This is a genomic window from Klebsiella sp. 10-1, from assembly GCF_009758445.1.
GTDB lineage: Bacteria > Pseudomonadota > Gammaproteobacteria > Enterobacterales > Enterobacteriaceae > Klebsiella > Klebsiella scottii.
On sequence record NZ_WQRE01000012.1, the window covers coordinates 20,442 to 38,655 of the forward strand.

An 18,214-nucleotide genomic window follows, 5' to 3' on the forward strand; every position below is an offset into this window, starting at 1 on the left:
GGACGTACTCAAGGCTGACGGGCTAATCCTCGTCGATTTCTGGGCAGAGTGGTGCGGTCCGTGCAAAATGATCGCCCCGATTCTGGATGAGATCGCTGGCGAGTATCAGGGCAAGCTGACCGTAGCGAAACTGAACATCGATCAGAACCCGGGTACGGCGCCGAAATACGGCATTCGCGGCATCCCGACTCTGCTGCTGTTTAAGAACGGCGAAGTGGCGGCAACCAAAGTTGGCGCACTGTCTAAAGGCCAGCTGAAAGACTTCCTCGACGCCAACCTGGCGTAATCAGTTTGCCATTCCGGCGTCCGGATTCCTATTTTTTGCGGAACTCTGGACGCCCGGCTTGAGTCGTGCTAAGTTAACTTCAGACTTCGTTTTAAACATACCTTTATTGTTTGAATCTTGCTTTACCCGAAGCATCCCGCAGAAATGCGCGTGAAGCTAAAAATTCCGGGCTTATCACTCATTCCGTTTTGTCGTTTCAGCTCTGCGTTCTTTCCTGTGACCAGGCAACGTACAGACACGAGATGTAGGCCGCTAACAGGCATGGATGTTCCTGCCATACCATTCACAACATGAAGTTCGAGTTCTACCCCGAGTTTAAGAACCCACACCATTATGAATCTTACCGAATTAAAGAATACGCCGGTTTCTGAGCTGATTACTCTCGGCGAAAATATGGGGCTGGAAAACCTGGCCCGTATGCGTAAGCAGGATATTATTTTTGCCATCCTCAAGCAGCATTCGAAGAGTGGCGAAGATATCTTTGGCGATGGCGTACTGGAGATACTGCAGGATGGATTTGGTTTCCTCCGCTCCGCAGACAGCTCCTACCTCGCCGGTCCCGACGATATCTACGTATCCCCTAGCCAAATCCGCCGTTTCAACCTTCGCACTGGTGACACCATTTCCGGTAAGATTCGTCCTCCGAAAGAGGGTGAGCGTTACTTTGCGCTGTTGAAAGTCAACGAAGTTAACTACGACAAGCCGGAAAACGCGCGCAATAAGATCCTGTTCGAGAACTTAACGCCGCTGCACGCAAACTCACGTCTGCGTATGGAACGTGGTAACGGCTCGACTGAAGACTTAACCGCTCGCGTCCTGGATCTGGCTTCGCCGATCGGTCGCGGTCAGCGTGGTCTGATTGTTGCTCCGCCGAAAGCCGGTAAAACGATGCTGCTGCAGAATATTGCGCAGAGCATCGCTTACAACCATCCTGACTGCGTGCTGATGGTCCTGCTGATCGACGAACGTCCGGAAGAAGTGACCGAGATGCAGCGTCTGGTTAAAGGTGAAGTTGTTGCTTCTACCTTTGACGAACCCGCATCCCGCCACGTTCAGGTTGCCGAGATGGTTATCGAGAAGGCCAAGCGCCTGGTTGAGCATAAGAAAGACGTTATCATTCTGCTCGACTCCATCACCCGTCTGGCTCGCGCCTACAACACCGTCGTACCGGCTTCCGGTAAAGTTCTGACCGGTGGTGTGGACGCCAACGCCCTGCACCGTCCGAAGCGTTTCTTCGGTGCCGCGCGTAACGTCGAAGAGGGCGGTAGCCTGACTATCATCGCTACGGCGCTGATCGACACCGGCTCCAAGATGGACGAAGTTATCTACGAAGAGTTTAAAGGCACCGGTAACATGGAGCTGCACCTCTCGCGTAAGATTGCAGAAAAACGCGTCTTCCCGGCTATCGATTACAACCGTTCCGGTACGCGTAAAGAAGAGCTGCTCACCACTCAGGAAGAGCTGCAGAAGATGTGGATCCTGCGCAAAATCATCCATCCGATGGGTGAAATCGACGCGATGGAGTTCCTCATCAACAAGCTGGCTATGACCAAAACTAACGATGATTTCTTCGATATGATGAAGCGTTCGTAAGTTAAAAAAAGCTGAAAAACGCCACGCAACCGCGTGGCGTTTTGTTTTTGGGATTTGTATGATCCAGAAAGGGAAATCGGAGCGGGTATTATCGTATGATGGGCTAGCTTCTCCTGGCAGAGATAACTTTAACAGACTAAAATCTATACAATAAATTTGTAATGATCTGCATTACCCCTTCAGGAGTTGAGACATCGTCGTTATACTTCCCGGATTAACCATGCTGAGAGCACATGCGTTGTGAATTTACTCACTGCTATTACTGAATTAATCAGTATTTTCTTATTCACTACCCTTTTTATATTTGTGGCTCGCAAGGCGGCAAAAAAGGTTGGGTTAGTCGATAAGCCTAACTATCGAAAACGGCATCAGGGTCTGGTTCCGTTAGTGGGTGGGATCTCAGTTTACGCGGGTATTTGTTTTACATTTGCGATCGCAGATTATTACATCCCCCATGCCTCGCTGTACCTGGCGTGCGCCGGTATTCTGGTACTGGTCGGCGCGCTGGATGACCGATTTGATATCAGCGTAAAAATTCGTGCGGTTATGCAGGCCGCCATTGCCGTCGTCATGATGATGGCAGGAAACCTGCATCTTAGCAGCCTGGGTTTTATTTTTGGCTCGTGGGAGCTGGTGCTCGGCCCCTTCGGTTTCTTCCTCACTCTTTTCGCCGTTTGGGCCGCGATTAACGCCTTTAATATGGTTGATGGCATCGACGGCTTGCTCGGCGGTCTGTCTTCGGTCTCCTTTGCGGCAACGGGCATCATCCTGTGGTTTGATGGCCAGTACAGCCTGGCAATGTGGTGTTTTGCGATGATTGCCGCCATTCTGCCCTATATTTTACTTAACCTCGGTGCGCTTGGCCGTCGCTATAAGGTTTTTATGGGCGATGCCGGCAGCACCATGATTGGCTTCACCATTATCTGGATCCTGCTGGAAACAACGCAGGGTAAAACGCATCCCATCAGCCCGGTTACCGCGCTGTGGATTATTGCAATTCCGTTGATGGATATGGTGGCGATTATGTATCGTCGCCTGCGCAAAGGCATGAGTCCGTTCTCTCCGGATCGCCAGCACATTCATCATTTGATCATGCGCGCTGGGTTTACTTCCCGGCAGGCATTCGTTCTGATCACGCTGGCGGCCGCTTTACTGGCGCTGGTAGGGGTGGTGGCGGAATATACCCGTATCGTTCCTGAATGGGTGATGTTAATACTCTTTTTGTTAGCCTTCTTCCTTTACGGCTACTGCATTAAACGCGCCTGGAAAGTGGCGCGCCTGGTTAAGCGCATCAGACGCAGAATACGGCGACACAGCAGCAATAATCCAAAATTAACCAAGTAGAACTGGGGACGTGATGACTCAACCATTACCGGGAGCACAAGCAGTGAACGTTGAGAATGAGCTGGATATTCGCGGGCTGTTTCGCGCCTTATGGGCAGGAAAAATTTGGATAGCAGGGATGGCCGTGCTGTTTGCGCTGATCGTACTGGTTTATGCCTTTTTTGCTCGCCAGGAGTGGAGCGCGACGGCAATTACCGACCGGCCAACCGTCAATATGCTAGGCAGCTACTACTCTCAACAGCAGTTTTTACGCAATCTGGATATCAAAGCCAATCTTGCGCCGGTCGATCAGCCTTCGGCAATGGACGACGCCTATAAAGAGTTCATCATGCAGCAGGGGTCCTGGGACACCCGCCGTGATTTCTGGCTGCAAACCGACTATTACAAACAGCGCCAGTCGGGTAATTCTCGCGCCGATGCCGCGCTGCTGGACGACCTGATTAACAATATTCAGTTTATGCCGGGCGATGCGGTAAAAAATATCAACGATAGCGTGAAGCTGACGGCCGAGACCGCGCCGGATGCCAATAATCTGCTGCGCCAGTACGTGGCGTTTGCCAGCCAGCGCGCGGCGGGTCATCTGAATGACGAGCTCAAGGGGGCCTGGGCGGCACGTACCGTGCAGATGAAAGCGCAGGTTAAGCGTCAGGAAGAGGTTGCCCGTCAGATTTTCAACCGTCGTACGCACAGCGTGGAAGAGGCGCTGAAAATCGCCCAGCAGCATAATATTTCCCGCAGTGAGACCGATATTCCGGCCGATCAGCTGCCGGATTCCGAGCTGTTTTTACTCGGCAGGCCGATGCTGCAGGCGCGCTTAGAAAATCTGCAGGCGGTAGGTCCGGAATACGATCTTGACTATGACCAGAGCCGCGCGATGCTGAATACCCTGAACGTTGGGCCGACATTAGATCCGCGTTTTCAGACTTACCGATATTTGCGTACGCCGGAAGAACCTGTAAAACGCGATAGCCCGCGGCGCGTATTTCTGATGGTGATGTGGGGGATTGTGGGCGCGCTCATCGGCGCAGGCGTTGCGTTATCGCGGCGTCGTATCCAGTGAATGCGGCCTGTGATGACGGTCATGCGGACTTCATCACCTAATCGAAGAGAATCGATGTGAAAGTACTAACTGTATTTGGCACAAGACCCGAAGCCATCAAAATGGCACCGCTGGTTCACGCGCTGGCCAGGGACCCTCATTTTGAGGCGAAAGTGTGCGTAACCGCGCAGCATCGGGAGATGCTCGATCAGGTGCTGAAGCTGTTTGCTATTGTTCCGGATTACGACCTGAATATCATGCAGCCGGGCCAGGGCCTGACGGAGATTACCTGCCGCATCCTTGAAGGGCTGAAGCCGGTTCTGGAGTCGTTTAAGCCTGACGTCGTGCTGGTGCATGGCGATACCACCACGACGATGGCTGCAAGCCTGGCCGCTTTCTATCAGCGCATCCCGGTGGGGCACGTTGAGGCGGGGCTGCGCACCGGCGATCTCAGCTCGCCGTGGCCGGAAGAGGGTAACCGGACGTTAACCGGGCGTCTGGCAACGTATCATTTTGCGCCGACGGAGACCTCGCGGCAGAACCTGCTGCGGGAGAATATTGCCGATAGCCATATCACGGTAACCGGTAATACGGTTATTGATGCGCTGTTCTGGGTTCGCGATCGCGTGTTGGGTGATGAGGCGCTGCGCATCGAGCTGACGCAGCGCTATCCGTTCCTTGCTAACGGAAAGAAGATGATCCTGGTTACCGGCCACCGTCGCGAAAGCTTCGGCCGCGGGTTTGAGCAAATCTGCCACGCGCTGGCGGAAATTGCGGCCAGCAATCCCGATGTACAAATTGTCTATCCGGTGCACCTGAACCCAAACGTCAGCGAGCCGGTAAACCGCATTCTTGGTCATGTTGATAACGTGATTTTGATCGAACCGCAGGATTACCTGCCGTTTGTCTGGCTGATGGATCGCGCATGGCTGATCCTCACCGACTCCGGCGGTATTCAGGAAGAAGCCCCTTCGCTGGGCAAACCGGTTCTGGTGATGCGTGAGATGACGGAACGGCCGGAGGCGGTGGCCGCAGGCACCGTCACTCTGGTCGGTACCGATAGCCAGCGCATCGTCGCGGAAGTCACGCATCTGCTGCACAATGATGCCGCATACCAGGCGATGAGCCGGGCGCATAACCCTTACGGCGATGGGCAGGCATGTAGCCGTATTTTGACCGCACTTAAAAATAATCAGGTAACGCTATGAGTTTTTCTACCATTTCAGTGATTGGCCTTGGGTATATCGGTTTGCCAACCGCTGCCGCGTTCGCCTCCCGGCAGAAGCGGGTGGTCGGCGTTGATGTTAATCAGCATGCCGTGGAGACCATTAACCGTGGCGAGATTCATATCGTGGAACCGGATTTGGCCAGCGTTGTTAAGACCGCGGTCGAGCAGGGCTATTTAAGCGCGACGACCGTACCGGTGGAAGCGGACGCCTATCTGATTGCCGTACCTACTCCATTTAAGGATCTGCACGAGCCGGATATGGTCTTCGTCGAGTCGGCGGCAAAATCGATAGCGCCGGTGCTCAAGAAGGGGGCGCTGGTTATCCTTGAGTCCACCTCCCCCGTCGGTGCGACGGAGCTGATGGCGGGCTGGCTGGCCGAGCTGCGCACCGATCTGAGCTTCCCGCAGCAGGCAGGCGAAGCGGCGGACGTGAATATCGCCTACTGTCCGGAACGCGTGCTGCCGGGCCAGGTGATGGTCGAGCTGATTAAGAACGACCGGGTGATTGGCGGGATGTCGCCGGTCTGTTCCGCCCGCGCCAGCGAGCTGTATAAAATTTTCCTCGAAGGCGAGTGCGTGGTGACCAACTCCCGCACCGCAGAGATGTGCAAGCTGACCGAAAACAGCTTCCGCGACGTCAATATCGCCTTTGCCAACGAACTGTCGCTGATCTGCGCCGAGCAGGAAATTAACGTCTGGGAGCTGATTCGCCTGGCGAACCGCCATCCGCGCGTCAATATCCTGCAGCCGGGACCGGGCGTTGGCGGCCACTGTATCGCGGTCGACCCGTGGTTTATCGTGGCGCAGAATCCGCAGCAGGCGCGGCTGATCCGCACCGCGCGTGAGGTCAACGACCATAAGCCCGAATGGGTTATCGAGCAGGTGAAGGCGCGGGTGGCGGAGTGTCTTGCCGCCAGCAACCGGCGTGCCAGCGAGCTGAAAATTGCCTGCTTTGGCCTGGCCTTTAAGCCGAATATCGACGATCTGCGCGAAAGCCCGGCGATGGCTATCGCCATGCAAATCGCGGCCTGGCACAGCGGTGAAACGCTGGTTGTCGAACCCAATATTCACCAGCTGCCGAAGAAGCTCGATGGTCTGTGTACGCTGGCATCGCTGAATGATGCGTTGGCGAACGCCGATGTGCTGGTGATGCTGGTCGATCACCATGAGTTCAAAGCGATCGACGGCGACAGCGTGACCCAGGCATTTATCGTCGATACCAAAGGGGTATGGCGGTGAGAACGCTTCTGGCCAGCGGAATGAGCCTGGGCCCGACGCCTGGTTCCGGCTATGGCCAATATTTACGGGATCTTATCCGTGTCCGTCCGCGCCAGTATTGAGCCCCTGGAGTGGGAAAATCGCTTCTTTGGCGTTAACAGCGCGATCGTGCGCTTTCGCGCCGATGCTCCGCCGCTGACGAACCAGGCGCTGACCGGCTGGTCGCGTCTGCAGGCGAAGATTGCGGCGGACGATACCGAACGGCTGGACGCCTTACAGCAGCTGGGTTTCCAGCTTGTGGAAGGGGAGGTCGATCTGGCGCTGTCGGTCGGGACGGCTGACGACCTCGGATGCGAAGTCGCCACCGCGTCGGACATTCCGCGACTGCGGGAGCTGGCGGCGCAGGCGTTTGCCCTGAGCCGCTTTCGCGCGCCGTGGTATGCCGCTGATGCCAGCGGCCGTTTCTATGCTCAATGGATTGAAAATGCGGTGCTGGGGACCTTTGATAACCAGTGCCTGATTTTTCGCACCTCCGACGGCGATATTCGCGCTTTTGTCTCCCTGCGTCAGCTCAATGCTACGGACGCCCGGATCGGCCTGCTGGCCGGCCGCGGCGCCGGCGCTGAGCTGATGCAGGCGGCGCGAAGCTGGGCCGGATCGCGCGGGCTCTCAACACTGCGGGTGGCGACCCAGATGGGTAATACCGCCGCGCTTAAACGTTATATTCTCAGCGGTGCGAATGTGGAAAACACCGCGTACTGGTTATACAGGTGACATGATGATTCCATTTAACGCGCCGCCGGTGGTGGGAACCGAGCTTGATTATATGCAGTCTGCGATGGGCAGCGGCAAGCTGTGCGGCGATGGCGGATTTACCCGCCGCTGCCAGCAGTGGATGGAGCAGCGTTTCGGCACGGTAAAAGCGCTGCTGACGCCGTCCTGTACCGCTTCGCTGGAGATGGCGGCGCTGCTGCTGGATATCCAGCCGGGCGACGAAGTCATTATGCCGAGCTATACCTTCGTCTCTACCGCCAACGCCTTTGTGCTGCGGGGAGCGAAAATTGTCTTTGCCGATATTCGTCGCGATACCATGAATATCGATGAAACGCTGATCGAAGCTGCCATTACTGAGAAGACCCGGGCGATTGTGCCGGTTCACTATGCCGGCGTTGCCTGCGAGATGGACACCATCATGGCTATTGCCAGCAGGCACAACCTGTTCGTGGTGGAGGATGCCGCACAGGGCGTCATGTCGACCTACAAAGGGCGTGCGCTCGGAACCATCGGGCACATCGGCTGCTTTAGCTTCCATGAAACCAAAAATTATACCGCCGGCGGCGAAGGCGGGGCGACGCTGATCAACGATCGCCAGCTGGTCGAGCGCGCGGAAATCATTCGTGAAAAAGGCACCAACCGCAGCCAGTTTTTCCGCGGACTGGTGGATAAGTACACCTGGCGCGATATCGGCTCCAGCTATCTGATGTCCGACCTGCAGGCCGCCTATCTGTGGGCGCAGCTTGAAGCGGCGGAGAAAATTAATCAGCAGCGCCTGACGCTGTGGCAGAGCTATTACGACGCGCTGCTGCCGCTGGCGCGCGCCGGGCGTATCGAGCTGCCGATTGTCCCTGCCGACTGCGGACATAACGCGCATATGTTCTATATCAAGCTGCGGGATATCGACGACCGCAGCAGGCTGATCGCGTGGCTGAAAGAGGCCGAGATTCTCGCCGTATTCCACTATATCCCGCTACACAGCTGCCCGGCAGGGGAGAACTTCGGCGAGTTCCGCGGTGAAGACCGTTTTACCACGCAGGAGAGCGAGCGCCTGCTGCGCCTGCCGCTGTTCTACAATTTGTCGCCGGTTAACCAGCGTACGGTGATTAACTCGCTGCTGAGCTATTTCTCCTGATATGTCGTTGGCAAAAGCTTCGCTGTGGACCGCGGCGTCCACCTTGGTCAAAATCGGCGCCGGGCTGCTGGTGGTTAAGCTGCTTGCCGTTTCCTTCGGGCCGGCAGGCGTAGGCCAGGCCGGTAACTTTCGCCAACTGGTCACCGTGCTTGGCGTCCTTGCCGGCGCCGGTATTTTCAATGGCGTAACCAAGCTGGTTGCGCAGCATCATGACGATAGCCAGCAGCTTACCCGGGTGGTCGGCACCTCCTCTTCGATGGTGCTGGGCTTTTCGACGCTGCTGGCGCTGATATTTTTACTCGCCGCGGCGCCCGTCAGCCAGGGGCTGTTTGGTCATCCGCAGTACCAGGGGCTGGTGCGGCTGGTGGCGCTGGTGCAGATGGGCATTGCCTGGGCTAACTTTCTGCTGGCGCTGATAAAAGGCTTCCGCGATGCGGCGGGGAACGCGGTATCGCTGATTGCCGGCAGCCTGATCGGCGTGGCGGCATACTATGCCTGTTACCATTTCGGCGGCTATCAGGGCGCGCTGCTTGGGCTGGCGCTGGTGCCGGCGCTGGTGGTGGTTCCGGCGGCTATCGTTTTGTGGCGGCGGGGGACCATCCCGCTTAGCGCGCTGCGCCCGCGCTGGGATAACGGCCTGGCGGGGCAGCTGTCTAAATTTACCCTAATGGCGCTGATTACCTCGGTGACGCTGCCGGTCGCGTACGTGATGATGCGTAACCTGCTGGCGGAACATTACGGCTGGGAGGCGGTCGGGATCTGGCAGGGGGTGAGCAGTATTTCCGACGCCTATCTGCAGTTCATCACCGCGTCGTTCAGCGTCTATTTGCTGCCTACGCTCTCCCGGCTAACCGCCAAAGCGGATATTACCCGCGAGATCGGCAAATCGTTAAAATTTGTCCTGCCGGCGGTGGCGGCGGCAAGCCTGACCGTTTGGCTACTGCGCGACTTTGCCATCTGGCTGCTGTTTTCCGAACGCTTTACGGCGATGCGCGATCTGTTTGCCTGGCAGCTGGTTGGCGATGTTCTTAAGGTCGGAGCCTATGTTTACGGCTACCTGGTGATCGCCAAAGCGTCACTGCGTTTTTATATTCTGACGGAAATCAGCCAGTTCACGCTGTTGACCGCCTTCTCACACTGGCTTATTCCGGCGCACGGCGCAGTTGGCGCAGCGCAGGCGTATATGGCTACGTATATTGTTTATTTCGCCCTTTGTAGCGGCGTGTTTTTACTTTGGCGTAAACGGGCATGACAGCACTGATACACGTACTGGGATCGGATATTCCGCACCACAACCAGACCGTTCTGCGGTTCTTTAATGACGAGCTGGCCGGTAGCGACGAGCGGGCGCGCACGTTTATGGTCGTCGGTGATGCAGCGGGCGTCCGCGAGGCGTACCCGGCGCTGTCGATTGCCTGCTATCCCGGGAAGAAATCGCTGGCACAGGCGGTTATTTCCGCGGCCAAAGCGGATCGACACCAGCGCTTTTTCTTCCACGGCCAGTTTAATACCGGGCTGTGGCTGGCGCTGCTCAGCGGCGGAATTCGCCCTTCCCAGTTCAACTGGCATATCTGGGGCGCCGATCTGTATGAGAATTCGTCCAGCCTGAAGTTTCGTTTATTCTATCCCCTGCGGCGTATGGCGCAGGGGCGAGTGGGGCGCGTTTTTGCCACCCGCGGCGACCTGAGCTGGTTTGCCCGTCGCCACCCTAAGGTGGCGGGGGAGCTGCTCTATTTCCCGACCCGGATGGATCCGGCGCTGAATACGCTGGCGGATAGCGCTCCGCGTGCCGAAGCGCTGACTATTCTGGTGGGCAACTCAGGCGATCGCAGCAATGAACATATTGCGGCGCTGCGCGCTATTCATCAGCAGTTTGGCGATACGGTAAATGTGATTGTCCCGATGGGCTATCCGGCCAACAATGCGGAATATATTAACGAAGTGCGCGCGGCGGGCGCGGCGTTGTTTAGCCCCGGGCGTTTACAGGTACTCAGCGACAGGCTGGAATTCAACGATTACCTGGCACTGCTGCGCCGCTGCGATCTGGGCTATTTCCTCTTTGCCCGCCAGCAGGGGATCGGCACGCTGTGCCTGCTGATTCAGGCGGGTATTCCCTGCGTCCTGAATCGGGAGAATCCGTTCTGGCAGGATATGACGGAGCAGAATATTCCGGTACTGTTTACCAGCGATACCCTGGATGTTGCCGTGGTACGCGAGGCTCAACGTCAGCTGGCGAACGTTGATAAGAACCAGATCGCCTTCTTCCGGCCAAACTACCTGACGGGCTGGCAGCGGGCATTGCAGATTGCCTCGGGAGTGAGCGCATGACATTAATGCAATTTTGCGGACTGCTGGTGGTCTGGCTGCTGTCGTCGCTGTTTATTGCCACCGCGACGTATTTCGAGTTTCGCCGGGTGCGCTTTAACTTCAACGTCTTTTTTTCGCTGCTGTTTCTGCTGACTTTTTTCTTTGGCTTCCCGCTGACCAGCATTCTGGTATTCCGCTTTGATGTCAGCGTTGCGCCGCCGGAAGTGCTGCTGCAAACCCTGCTGGTGTCGGTGTGCTTTTATGCGGTGTATTACGTCACCTACAAAACGCGGCTGCGTTCGTCCGCGCACGATCGCCAGCGCCGTCCGCTGTTCACCATGAACCGCGTTGAGACCCATCTGGCATGGATTATTCTTCTGGGCGTTGCGCTGCTGTGCGTCGGGATTTTCTTTGCCCACAACGGCTTCCTGCTGTTCAGGCTCAACTCCTATAGCCAGATCTTCTCCAGCGAAGTGTCCGGCGTGGCGCTGAAGCGCTTTTTCTATTTCTTTATCCCGGCGATGCTGGTGGTCTATTTTCTGCGCCAGGACTATAAGGCGTGGATTTTCTTCCTTATCAGCACCACCGCCTTCGGCCTGCTGACCTATGCGATCGTCGGCGGCACGCGGGCGAACATCATTATTGCCTTCGCCATCTTCCTGTTTATCGGCATTATTCGCGGCTGGATAAGCCTGTGGATGCTGGCTGCGGCCGGCGTGCTGGGCATTGTCGGTATGTTCTGGCTGGCCCTGAAGCGCTACGGGATGAACGTCAGCGGCGATGAGGCGTTTTATACCTTCCTGTATCTGACCCGCGATACCTTCTCACCGTGGGAGAACCTGGCGCTGCTGCTGCAGAACTACGGTAAGATAGAGTTCCAGGGGCTGGCGCCGATGATCAGGGATTTCTACGTCTTTATCCCCAACTGGATGTGGCACGGCCGGCCTTCGATGGTTCTGAATACCGCCAACTACTTCACCTGGGAAGTGCTGAATAATCACTCCGGGCTGGCTATCTCGCCCACGCTGATTGGTTCACTGGTGGTGATGGGCGGAGTTTGGTTTATTCCGCTTGGGGCGGTCGCGGTCGGGCTGATTATTAAGTGGTTTGACTGGCTGTATGAGCTTGGCAACCGGGAGAGCAACCGCTATAAGGCGGCCATTCTGCATAGTTTTTGTTTCGGCGCTATCTTCAATATGATCGTGCTGGCGCGTGAAGGGCTGGATTCTTTCGGCTCCCGCGTGGTGTTTTTCCTCGTGATCTTTGGTATCTGCCTGCTGGCGGCGAAATTGCTGTACTGGTTCCTGGATAGCGTAGGACTGATTCATAAGCGGACCAAACCGCTTTCGCAACCTCAGGTCTGATAAGGATTAACATGTCTGAGAGTACTTCCGCGCCGTTGTATCTGCTGAGAGGTTTACAGCTCATCGGATGGCGCGATATGCAGCATGCGCTGGATTTTCTCTACGCTGACGGCGCAATTCGTCAGGGTACGCTGGTGGCGATCAATGCCGAAAAGATGCTGGCAGTCGAGGACGATCCCGAGGTTCGGGCGCTGATTGAAGCGGCTGAATTTAAATATGCCGATGGCATTAGCGTGGTGCGTTCATTACGTAAAAAATATCCTCAGGCGCAGGTATCGCGCGTGGCGGGGGCCGACTTATGGGAAGCCCTGATGCAACGCGCCGGGGCCCAGGGCACGCCGGTCTTTCTGATCGGCGGCAAGCCGGAGGTGCTGGCCCAGACCTGTACGCAGCTGCGCCAGCGCTGGAACGTTAACATTGTCGGTAGCCAGGACGGCTATTTCTCCGCCGACCGGCGTCAGGAGCTGTTTGAGCGCATCCGCGACAGCGGGGCCGGGATTGTCACCGTCGCGATGGGCTCGCCGCGCCAGGAGATCCTGATGCGTGACTGCCGGCTGGTCTATCCCCAGGCGCTCTATATGGGCGTGGGCGGCACCTACGACGTATTTACCGGCCACGTTCACCGGGCGCCAAAGTTCTGGCAGGACATGGGGCTGGAGTGGTTTTATCGTTTGATATCACAGCCCAGCCGGATTAAAAGACAGATCAGACTGCTGCGATATTTACGTTGGTATTATACCGGTCAGCTCTAATATTCCACTGCAAACTGGCGCGTTTTCACACATATTCTGTGTAATGTATTCGCCTGGCTGATACTTTATTTGCCATTTCGGCAAAATTAATTAACCATTCGCATGCTTAATGCGCGCCGGCACTCTTTACCGGCGCGCAGGCAGGGCTATTTCATTTCACATATTTATAAAAATAACCGGTATATGCGCGGGACCTTCAGAAGGGCATCAAGGCGGCTCATCCGTTAACTTTCCGACATCGATAATCATGACGGAGGGACGGGTACGTGCTGCCAATAAAGAGGCCGTTCGGAGAGGAACAGCTAAAAACCCGGAGCAGGGCAAACACAAGAGGCTATATGACTAAGAAAAAAGCGGAACTTCAGCGCGGGCTGGAGGCCAGGCACATTGAGCTAATCGCCCTTGGCGGTACGATTGGCGTCGGTTTATTTATGGGATCGGCGAGTACGCTGAAATGGGCCGGCCCGTCCGTCCTGCTGGCGTATATTATTGCGGGCTTATTTGTCTTCTTTATCATGCGTTCGATGGGGGAGATGCTGTTTCTTGAACCGGTAACCGGTTCGTTCGCCGTTTACGCCCACCGCTATATGAGCCCGTTCTTCGGCTATCTTACCGCCTGGTCCTACTGGTTTATGTGGATGGCGGTAGGGATATCGGAGATTACGGCCATCGGGGTTTACGTCCAGTTCTGGTTCCCTGAGATGGCGCAGTGGATACCGGCCCTGATTGCCGTTGGGCTGGTGGCATTGGCGAACCTGGCGGCGGTACGCCTGTATGGTGAGATCGAGTTCTGGTTTGCGATGATTAAGGTCACGACCATCATCGTGATGATTGTGGTCGGGCTGGGGGTTATTTTCTTTGGCTTTGGTAACGGTGGGCACTCTATCGGCTTTGGCAACCTGACCGAACACGGCGGCTTCTTTGCCGGCGGCTGGAAGGGCTTCCTGACCGCGCTATGTATTGTCGTTGCCTCTTACCAGGGCGTTGAGCTTATCGGTATTACCGCCGGAGAAGCGAAGAATCCGCAGGTGACCCTGCGCAGCGCGGTCGGCAAAGTTCTGTGGCGTATCCTTATTTTTTACGTAGGCGCCATTTTCGTCATTGTGACTATCTTCCCGTGGAATCAGATTGGCTCCGGCGGCAGCCCGTTCGTGCTGACCTTTGCTAAGATCGGCATCACGGCGGCGGCGGGCATTATCAACTTTGTGGTGCTGACGGCCGCGCTTTCCGGCTGCAATAGCGGAATGTATAGCTGTGGGCGCATGCTCTACGCGCTGGCCAAAAACCGTCAGCTACCGGCGGCAGTCGGCAAGGTCTCCCGCAACGGCGTACCGGCGGCAGGCGTCGCGCTGTCGATCCTGATTCTGCTGGTCGGCTCCTGCCTGAACTATATTATTCCTAATCCACAGCGGGTATTCGTCTACGTCTACAGCGCCAGCGTGCTGCCGGGGATGGTGCCGTGGTTTGTGATCCTGATTAGCCAGCTGCGTTTTCGTCGCGCGCACCGGGCGGCGATGGCCAGCCACCCGTTCCGCTCGCTGCTCTTCCCGTGGGCGAACTATTTTACGATGGCATTTCTGGTTTGCGTGCTGATCGGCATGGGTTTTAACGACGATACCCGGATGTCGCTGTTTGTCGGAATTCTTTTTCTTGCCCTGGTGACCCTTATTTATAAGGTTTTTGGCCTCGGGCGGCATGGAAATGTCGACAAAGCGACGGAATAAGCAGCAAAGCGAATAAAGTGTGAGCAAACGGAAATTTTATTTAAAAAGGCACTAGACAGCGGGGGGGGAAGTCCGTAATATCCGACCCCGCAACGGCGCTAAGCGCCCGTAGCTCAGCTGGATAGAGCGCTGCCCTCCGGAGGCAGAGGTCTCAGGTTCGAATCCTGTCGGGCGCACCATTTAACCCGGTGCTTGAGCTGCGGTGGACTGTTTAAGACAGTGCCGCGTGAAAAGATTTGTAGTGGTGGCTATAGCTCAGTTGGTAGAGCCCTGGATTGTGATTCCAGTTGTCGTGGGTTCGAATCCCATTAGCCACCCCATTATTTGATAGAGTTGTGAATTGCGAAGGTGGCGGAATTGGTAGACGCGCTAGCTTCAGGTGTTAGTGTCCTTAGGATGTGGGGGTTCGAGTCCCCCCCCTCGCACCACGACTTTAAAGAATTGAACTAAAAATTCAAAAAGCAGTATATCGGCGAGTAGCGCAGCTTGGTAGCGCAACTGGTTTGGGACCAGTGGGTCGGAGGTTCGAATCCTCTCTCGCCGACCAATTTTGAACCCCGCTTCGGCGGGGTTTTTTGTTTTCTGCTATCGCGAAAACTTCTTGTATCTCCCTGATTTAAAAAATAAAACATCCCCGGCTCTGGCAAAATTTTTCGTCCAGAAAACTCTCAATTCGCCATCGGGGGAGATGTCATCTCCACAGAACCTGTGCGATAATAACCGGGTAGATGCTCATTCCATCTCTTATGTTCGCCTTAGTGCCTCATAAACTCAGGAATGATGCAGAGCCGTTTACGGTGCTTATCGTCCACTGACAGATGTCGCCATTCTATATCTGGTCTCATCAAACACCATGGACACGACGTTGAGTGAAGCACCCAATTTGTTGTCAAACAGACCTGTTTTAACGCCCGCCCTGATTATCAGTGCGGGCGTTTTTTTCTTTCAGGGACCGGTAAGAAAAGGGCAGGGGATAAACAGAGAAGGGGCGCGGCGAGAAGAGAGCTGTCGCCCCTGATGAGGCGACAGCTGCAGGAAGGACGGCTACTGCGGCGTATTGTTCTGCAGGGTTAGCAGCAGGCCATCGCGGCGCAGAGCGGCTGCCTCTTCCGGCTGATGCAGGCGGTCGAGCGTATCGGCCAGCCAGGCGTAGTCAAACGCATCCGGGCGCTGCTTCAGCGCGGCGCGGAACGCGATGCTGGCTTCCTGCCATTCGCCATGGCGCATCAGCGATTGCCCCAGCGTACTCCACAGCAGCGGACGATCGCCGACGGTTTTGATCTGCTGGCGCAGCACTTTTTCCAGCTGTTCCGGATTATTGGTCTTCAGGCGCGGGATAAGCATCACCAGACGATCGTCATACTGCTTTTTCAGGCCGTCGATAATAATTTGCTGCGCGGTATCGTGGTCATCGCTCTCAATGAGCAGATTCGCCATCGCCACCTGCAGCGCGACCTGGCCACGCGTTTTACGGCTTTGGTTTTTCCACCATTCGCGCAGGCCTTCGCTGCCCCGATCGGCCAGCGTCTTATCCATTAAACCGATCCACGCCTGCTGCTCCAGCGCGGCGCGATGCTCTTCATCGTTGACGTTGGCTTTTGCCATGGACGGGATGATATCCAGCAGCGAGTGCCACGCGCCGGTGCGGGTGTAGGCCTGTTCCGCCAGACGCAGGACTTCAGGATGTCGGGGAGTGATTTCCAGCAGTTTATCAATACCGTGGCGAGCCGCATGATTTTCATTACGCGCCAGCTGCAGGCGCACGCGGGCAATCTCTACCGGGATCAGATCGTCTCCGGCCAGCTCTGTCGCGCGCTCAAGATGCTGATTGGCGCGGGCTTCATCACCGCGCTGCTGAGCCGCTTCCGCCGCCAGAAGATAGTTAACCACCGGCTGCTCGGCGTGATCGGCATTTTTGGCCATCAGCTTTTCAACCTGCTGGTAGTCGCCTTCAGCCAGTTTTAGCAGCGCCTGCTCGGTTTGCTTACGCGCGCGGCGGCGTTTACGTCCTACGAACCAGCCGCGGGTATGCGCGCTGGTGCGAAAAATACGCCGCAGCAACCATTCAATGGCGAACAGCACCACCATCGTGAGGATCAGCACGATCGCCAGGCCGGTGACGCTGGTTTCAATGTTGTAGTTATCGGTTTGGATCAGCACATAGCCCTGATGCCCGGAAATGATGGGGCCGATAACGATCCCGGCGATCAGCAGTGCGAAGAGTAAGAGAATTTTCAACATGCGTTACTCTCCTTGTGGCGCAGGCGCTGGTGCCGGCACGGCTGGCGTCGGGGCAGGAGCCGGGGTAGCGCTCTGCGCGACGGCGGGCTGTGCCATCAGATTACGTACTCGCGTCTGCATCAGCTTCTCAAGTATTGCCTGACTCTGCAGATTTTCCGGTACGCTCATGGTGATGCTCTGCTGGCTCAGCTTATCGACTTCCTCAAGGAAGGCTTTGGTTGTGGCATCGTCAGTATCGTAATAGGCGCGGACCCAGGTCGACACGTTTTCCAGGGCCTGCTTGTACGTCTCTTCCTGGTGGCGCGGAACCGCCTGCGCGGCGACCAGCAGACGGGAGCGAATATTCTCGCGCAGGTAGACGTCCTGGTTCGGCGCCAGCAGCGGCACTGCCGTTTCGTCGCGGCGGCGGATGGTGATAAAGCTGTCCATAAAGCTCTGCCAGCTCTTCTGCAGGTTAATGCGCCACTCACCGATTGAGCTGGATAGCTCTTCGCTGTCGGAATCCATCGGGGAATCGTCGTCGTTATTATCTGCAAGACGCAGGTTGTCTATCTGATTAGCAAGCTGATTCACTTTGAGAATGATGCCGTCGTAGTCGACCTGGCTTACCGCCGAGAGCGAGGCGATATCGTCGGTGATGGCGCGACGGGCGCCAATCAGGCTGGGGTCGTTCATGTCGGCGAGGCTGGCGTCGGCGCTTTTTAGCAGCGCGGCGGCGGTCGTGACGTCCTGATCGCTCCACAGCTTGCGTCCGGCGACTTTCACCAGGAAATCAGCCTGAGCCAGCAGCCAGGTTTTGGCGTCGCTGCCGGAGATAACGGCCACTTTCTGCTGCACTTCTTCCAGCTGCTTCGCCAGCGCATCCTGCTGACTTTTGGCCGCGGTCAGCTGGTCAGCCTGCTGCCTGATGATGCCTTCGAGTTCGGTTTTTTGGCCTTCCTGCGATTTTTGCAGGGCCGCAATTTGCGCGGCTAACGCTGAGCTGGCCGCGTTTTGTCGGGATAGCTGCTGCTTGTGCACGCTGTACAGGCCCACGCCGGCGGCGAGGGCAATAGCGATAGCGACCGCGCTCAAAACGAGACTGGTTTTATTCCCGCCGTTTTCCTTCCCGGTTTTCTCTGGCTGTGGCGTCTTTTCCACGGCCTCCCTGGTCTCTTCAACCACGGCGGATTGATTTTGTTGTTCCGTCATTATGGCTTCCAATGTTGA

Annotated in this window: 15 protein-coding genes and 4 tRNA genes; 17 read left to right on the forward strand and 2 right to left on the reverse strand. The window is 56.4% G+C overall.

Annotated features, from left to right (window positions below):
- The 17 genes from trxA to GO007_RS26555 form a co-directional block, all read left to right on the forward strand.
- Positions 1–286, forward strand: a 286-nt coding sequence (gene trxA / locus GO007_RS26475; RefSeq protein ID WP_095105221.1) for a thioredoxin TrxA, incomplete at its 5' end; no start/stop codon positions are given.
- Positions 287–619: 333 nt separating this feature from the next.
- Positions 620–1,879 (forward strand): transcription termination factor Rho, encoded by a 1,260-nt coding sequence (gene rho, locus GO007_RS26480; protein ID WP_002883293.1) that lies wholly within the window; start codon positions 620–622, stop codon positions 1,877–1,879.
- Positions 1,880–2,119: 240 nt separating this feature from the next.
- Positions 2,120–3,223 carry a UDP-N-acetylglucosamine--undecaprenyl-phosphate N-acetylglucosaminephosphotransferase gene (wecA, locus tag GO007_RS26485; RefSeq protein WP_041143476.1) on the forward strand — a complete coding sequence of 368 codons (1,104 nt, stop codon included), beginning with the start codon at positions 2,120–2,122 and terminating at the stop codon, positions 3,221–3,223.
- 13 nt (positions 3,224–3,236) lie between these two features.
- On the forward strand, positions 3,237–4,283 hold the full coding sequence (wzzE, locus tag GO007_RS26490; RefSeq protein ID WP_095105145.1) for an ECA polysaccharide chain length modulation protein: 1,047 nt from the start codon (positions 3,237–3,239) through the stop codon (positions 4,281–4,283).
- Positions 4,284–4,339: 56 nt separating this feature from the next.
- The gene (gene wecB / locus GO007_RS26495) at positions 4,340–5,470 is read left to right on the forward strand and encodes a non-hydrolyzing UDP-N-acetylglucosamine 2-epimerase (protein WP_095105147.1); all 1,131 of its coding nucleotides are present in this window, start codon (positions 4,340–4,342) and stop codon (positions 5,468–5,470) included.
- Positions 5,467–6,729 (forward strand): UDP-N-acetyl-D-mannosamine dehydrogenase, encoded by a 1,263-nt coding sequence (wecC, locus tag GO007_RS26500; protein WP_095105149.1) that lies wholly within the window; start codon positions 5,467–5,469, stop codon positions 6,727–6,729. The genes wecB and wecC overlap by 4 nt, the downstream gene beginning before the upstream one ends.
- A gap of 78 nt (positions 6,730–6,807) precedes the next feature.
- Positions 6,808–7,482, forward strand: coding sequence for a dTDP-4-amino-4,6-dideoxy-D-galactose acyltransferase (gene rffC / locus GO007_RS26505; RefSeq protein ID WP_095105225.1), 675 nt, complete (start codon positions 6,808–6,810; stop codon positions 7,480–7,482).
- 4 nt (positions 7,483–7,486) lie between these two features.
- Positions 7,487–8,617 (forward strand): dTDP-4-amino-4,6-dideoxygalactose transaminase, encoded by a 1,131-nt coding sequence (rffA, locus tag GO007_RS26510; protein ID WP_095105223.1) that lies wholly within the window; start codon positions 7,487–7,489, stop codon positions 8,615–8,617.
- 1 nt (position 8,618) lies between these two features.
- Entirely contained in the window at positions 8,619–9,869 is a 1,251-nt protein-coding gene (wzxE, locus tag GO007_RS26515) for a lipid III flippase WzxE (RefSeq protein WP_095105153.1), read from the forward strand.
- Positions 9,866–10,945 carry a TDP-N-acetylfucosamine:lipid II N-acetylfucosaminyltransferase gene (locus GO007_RS26520; RefSeq protein WP_095105154.1) on the forward strand — a complete coding sequence of 360 codons (1,080 nt, stop codon included), beginning with the start codon at positions 9,866–9,868 and terminating at the stop codon, positions 10,943–10,945. The genes wzxE and GO007_RS26520 overlap by 4 nt, the downstream gene beginning before the upstream one ends.
- Positions 10,942–12,288: an ECA oligosaccharide polymerase gene (gene wzyE / locus GO007_RS26525; RefSeq protein ID WP_095105155.1), complete on the forward strand. Its 1,347-nt coding sequence runs from the start codon at positions 10,942–10,944 to the stop codon at positions 12,286–12,288. Before GO007_RS26520 ends, wzyE begins: the two co-directional genes overlap by 4 nt.
- An 11-nt stretch (positions 12,289–12,299) precedes the next feature.
- The gene (wecG, locus tag GO007_RS26530) at positions 12,300–13,040 is read left to right on the forward strand and encodes a lipopolysaccharide N-acetylmannosaminouronosyltransferase (protein WP_095105157.1); all 741 of its coding nucleotides are present in this window, start codon (positions 12,300–12,302) and stop codon (positions 13,038–13,040) included.
- A gap of 338 nt (positions 13,041–13,378) precedes the next feature.
- On the forward strand, positions 13,379–14,764 hold the full coding sequence (gene thrP / locus GO007_RS26535; protein WP_095105158.1) for a bifunctional threonine/serine APC transporter ThrP: 1,386 nt from the start codon (positions 13,379–13,381) through the stop codon (positions 14,762–14,764).
- Between the two features lie 102 nt (positions 14,765–14,866).
- A tRNA-Arg gene (locus GO007_RS26540) sits at positions 14,867–14,943 on the forward strand.
- A gap of 65 nt (positions 14,944–15,008) precedes the next feature.
- A tRNA-His gene (locus GO007_RS26545) sits at positions 15,009–15,084 on the forward strand.
- Between the two features lie 22 nt (positions 15,085–15,106).
- Positions 15,107–15,192, forward strand: a tRNA-Leu gene (locus tag GO007_RS26550).
- Between the two features lie 42 nt (positions 15,193–15,234).
- Positions 15,235–15,311 (forward strand) — tRNA-Pro (locus GO007_RS26555).
- A gap of 497 nt (positions 15,312–15,808) precedes the next feature.
- Here the strand turns inward: GO007_RS26555 and hemY are convergent.
- Positions 15,809–17,005 (reverse strand): protoheme IX biogenesis protein HemY, encoded by a 1,197-nt coding sequence (hemY, locus tag GO007_RS26560; RefSeq protein ID WP_095105160.1) that lies wholly within the window; start codon positions 17,003–17,005, stop codon positions 15,809–15,811.
- Positions 17,006–17,008: 3 nt separating this feature from the next.
- Positions 17,009–18,196, reverse strand: a complete 1,188-nt coding sequence (hemX, locus tag GO007_RS26565; protein WP_095105161.1) for a uroporphyrinogen-III C-methyltransferase — start codon at positions 18,194–18,196, stop codon at positions 17,009–17,011.
- Positions 18,197–18,214 lie beyond the last annotated feature (18 nt).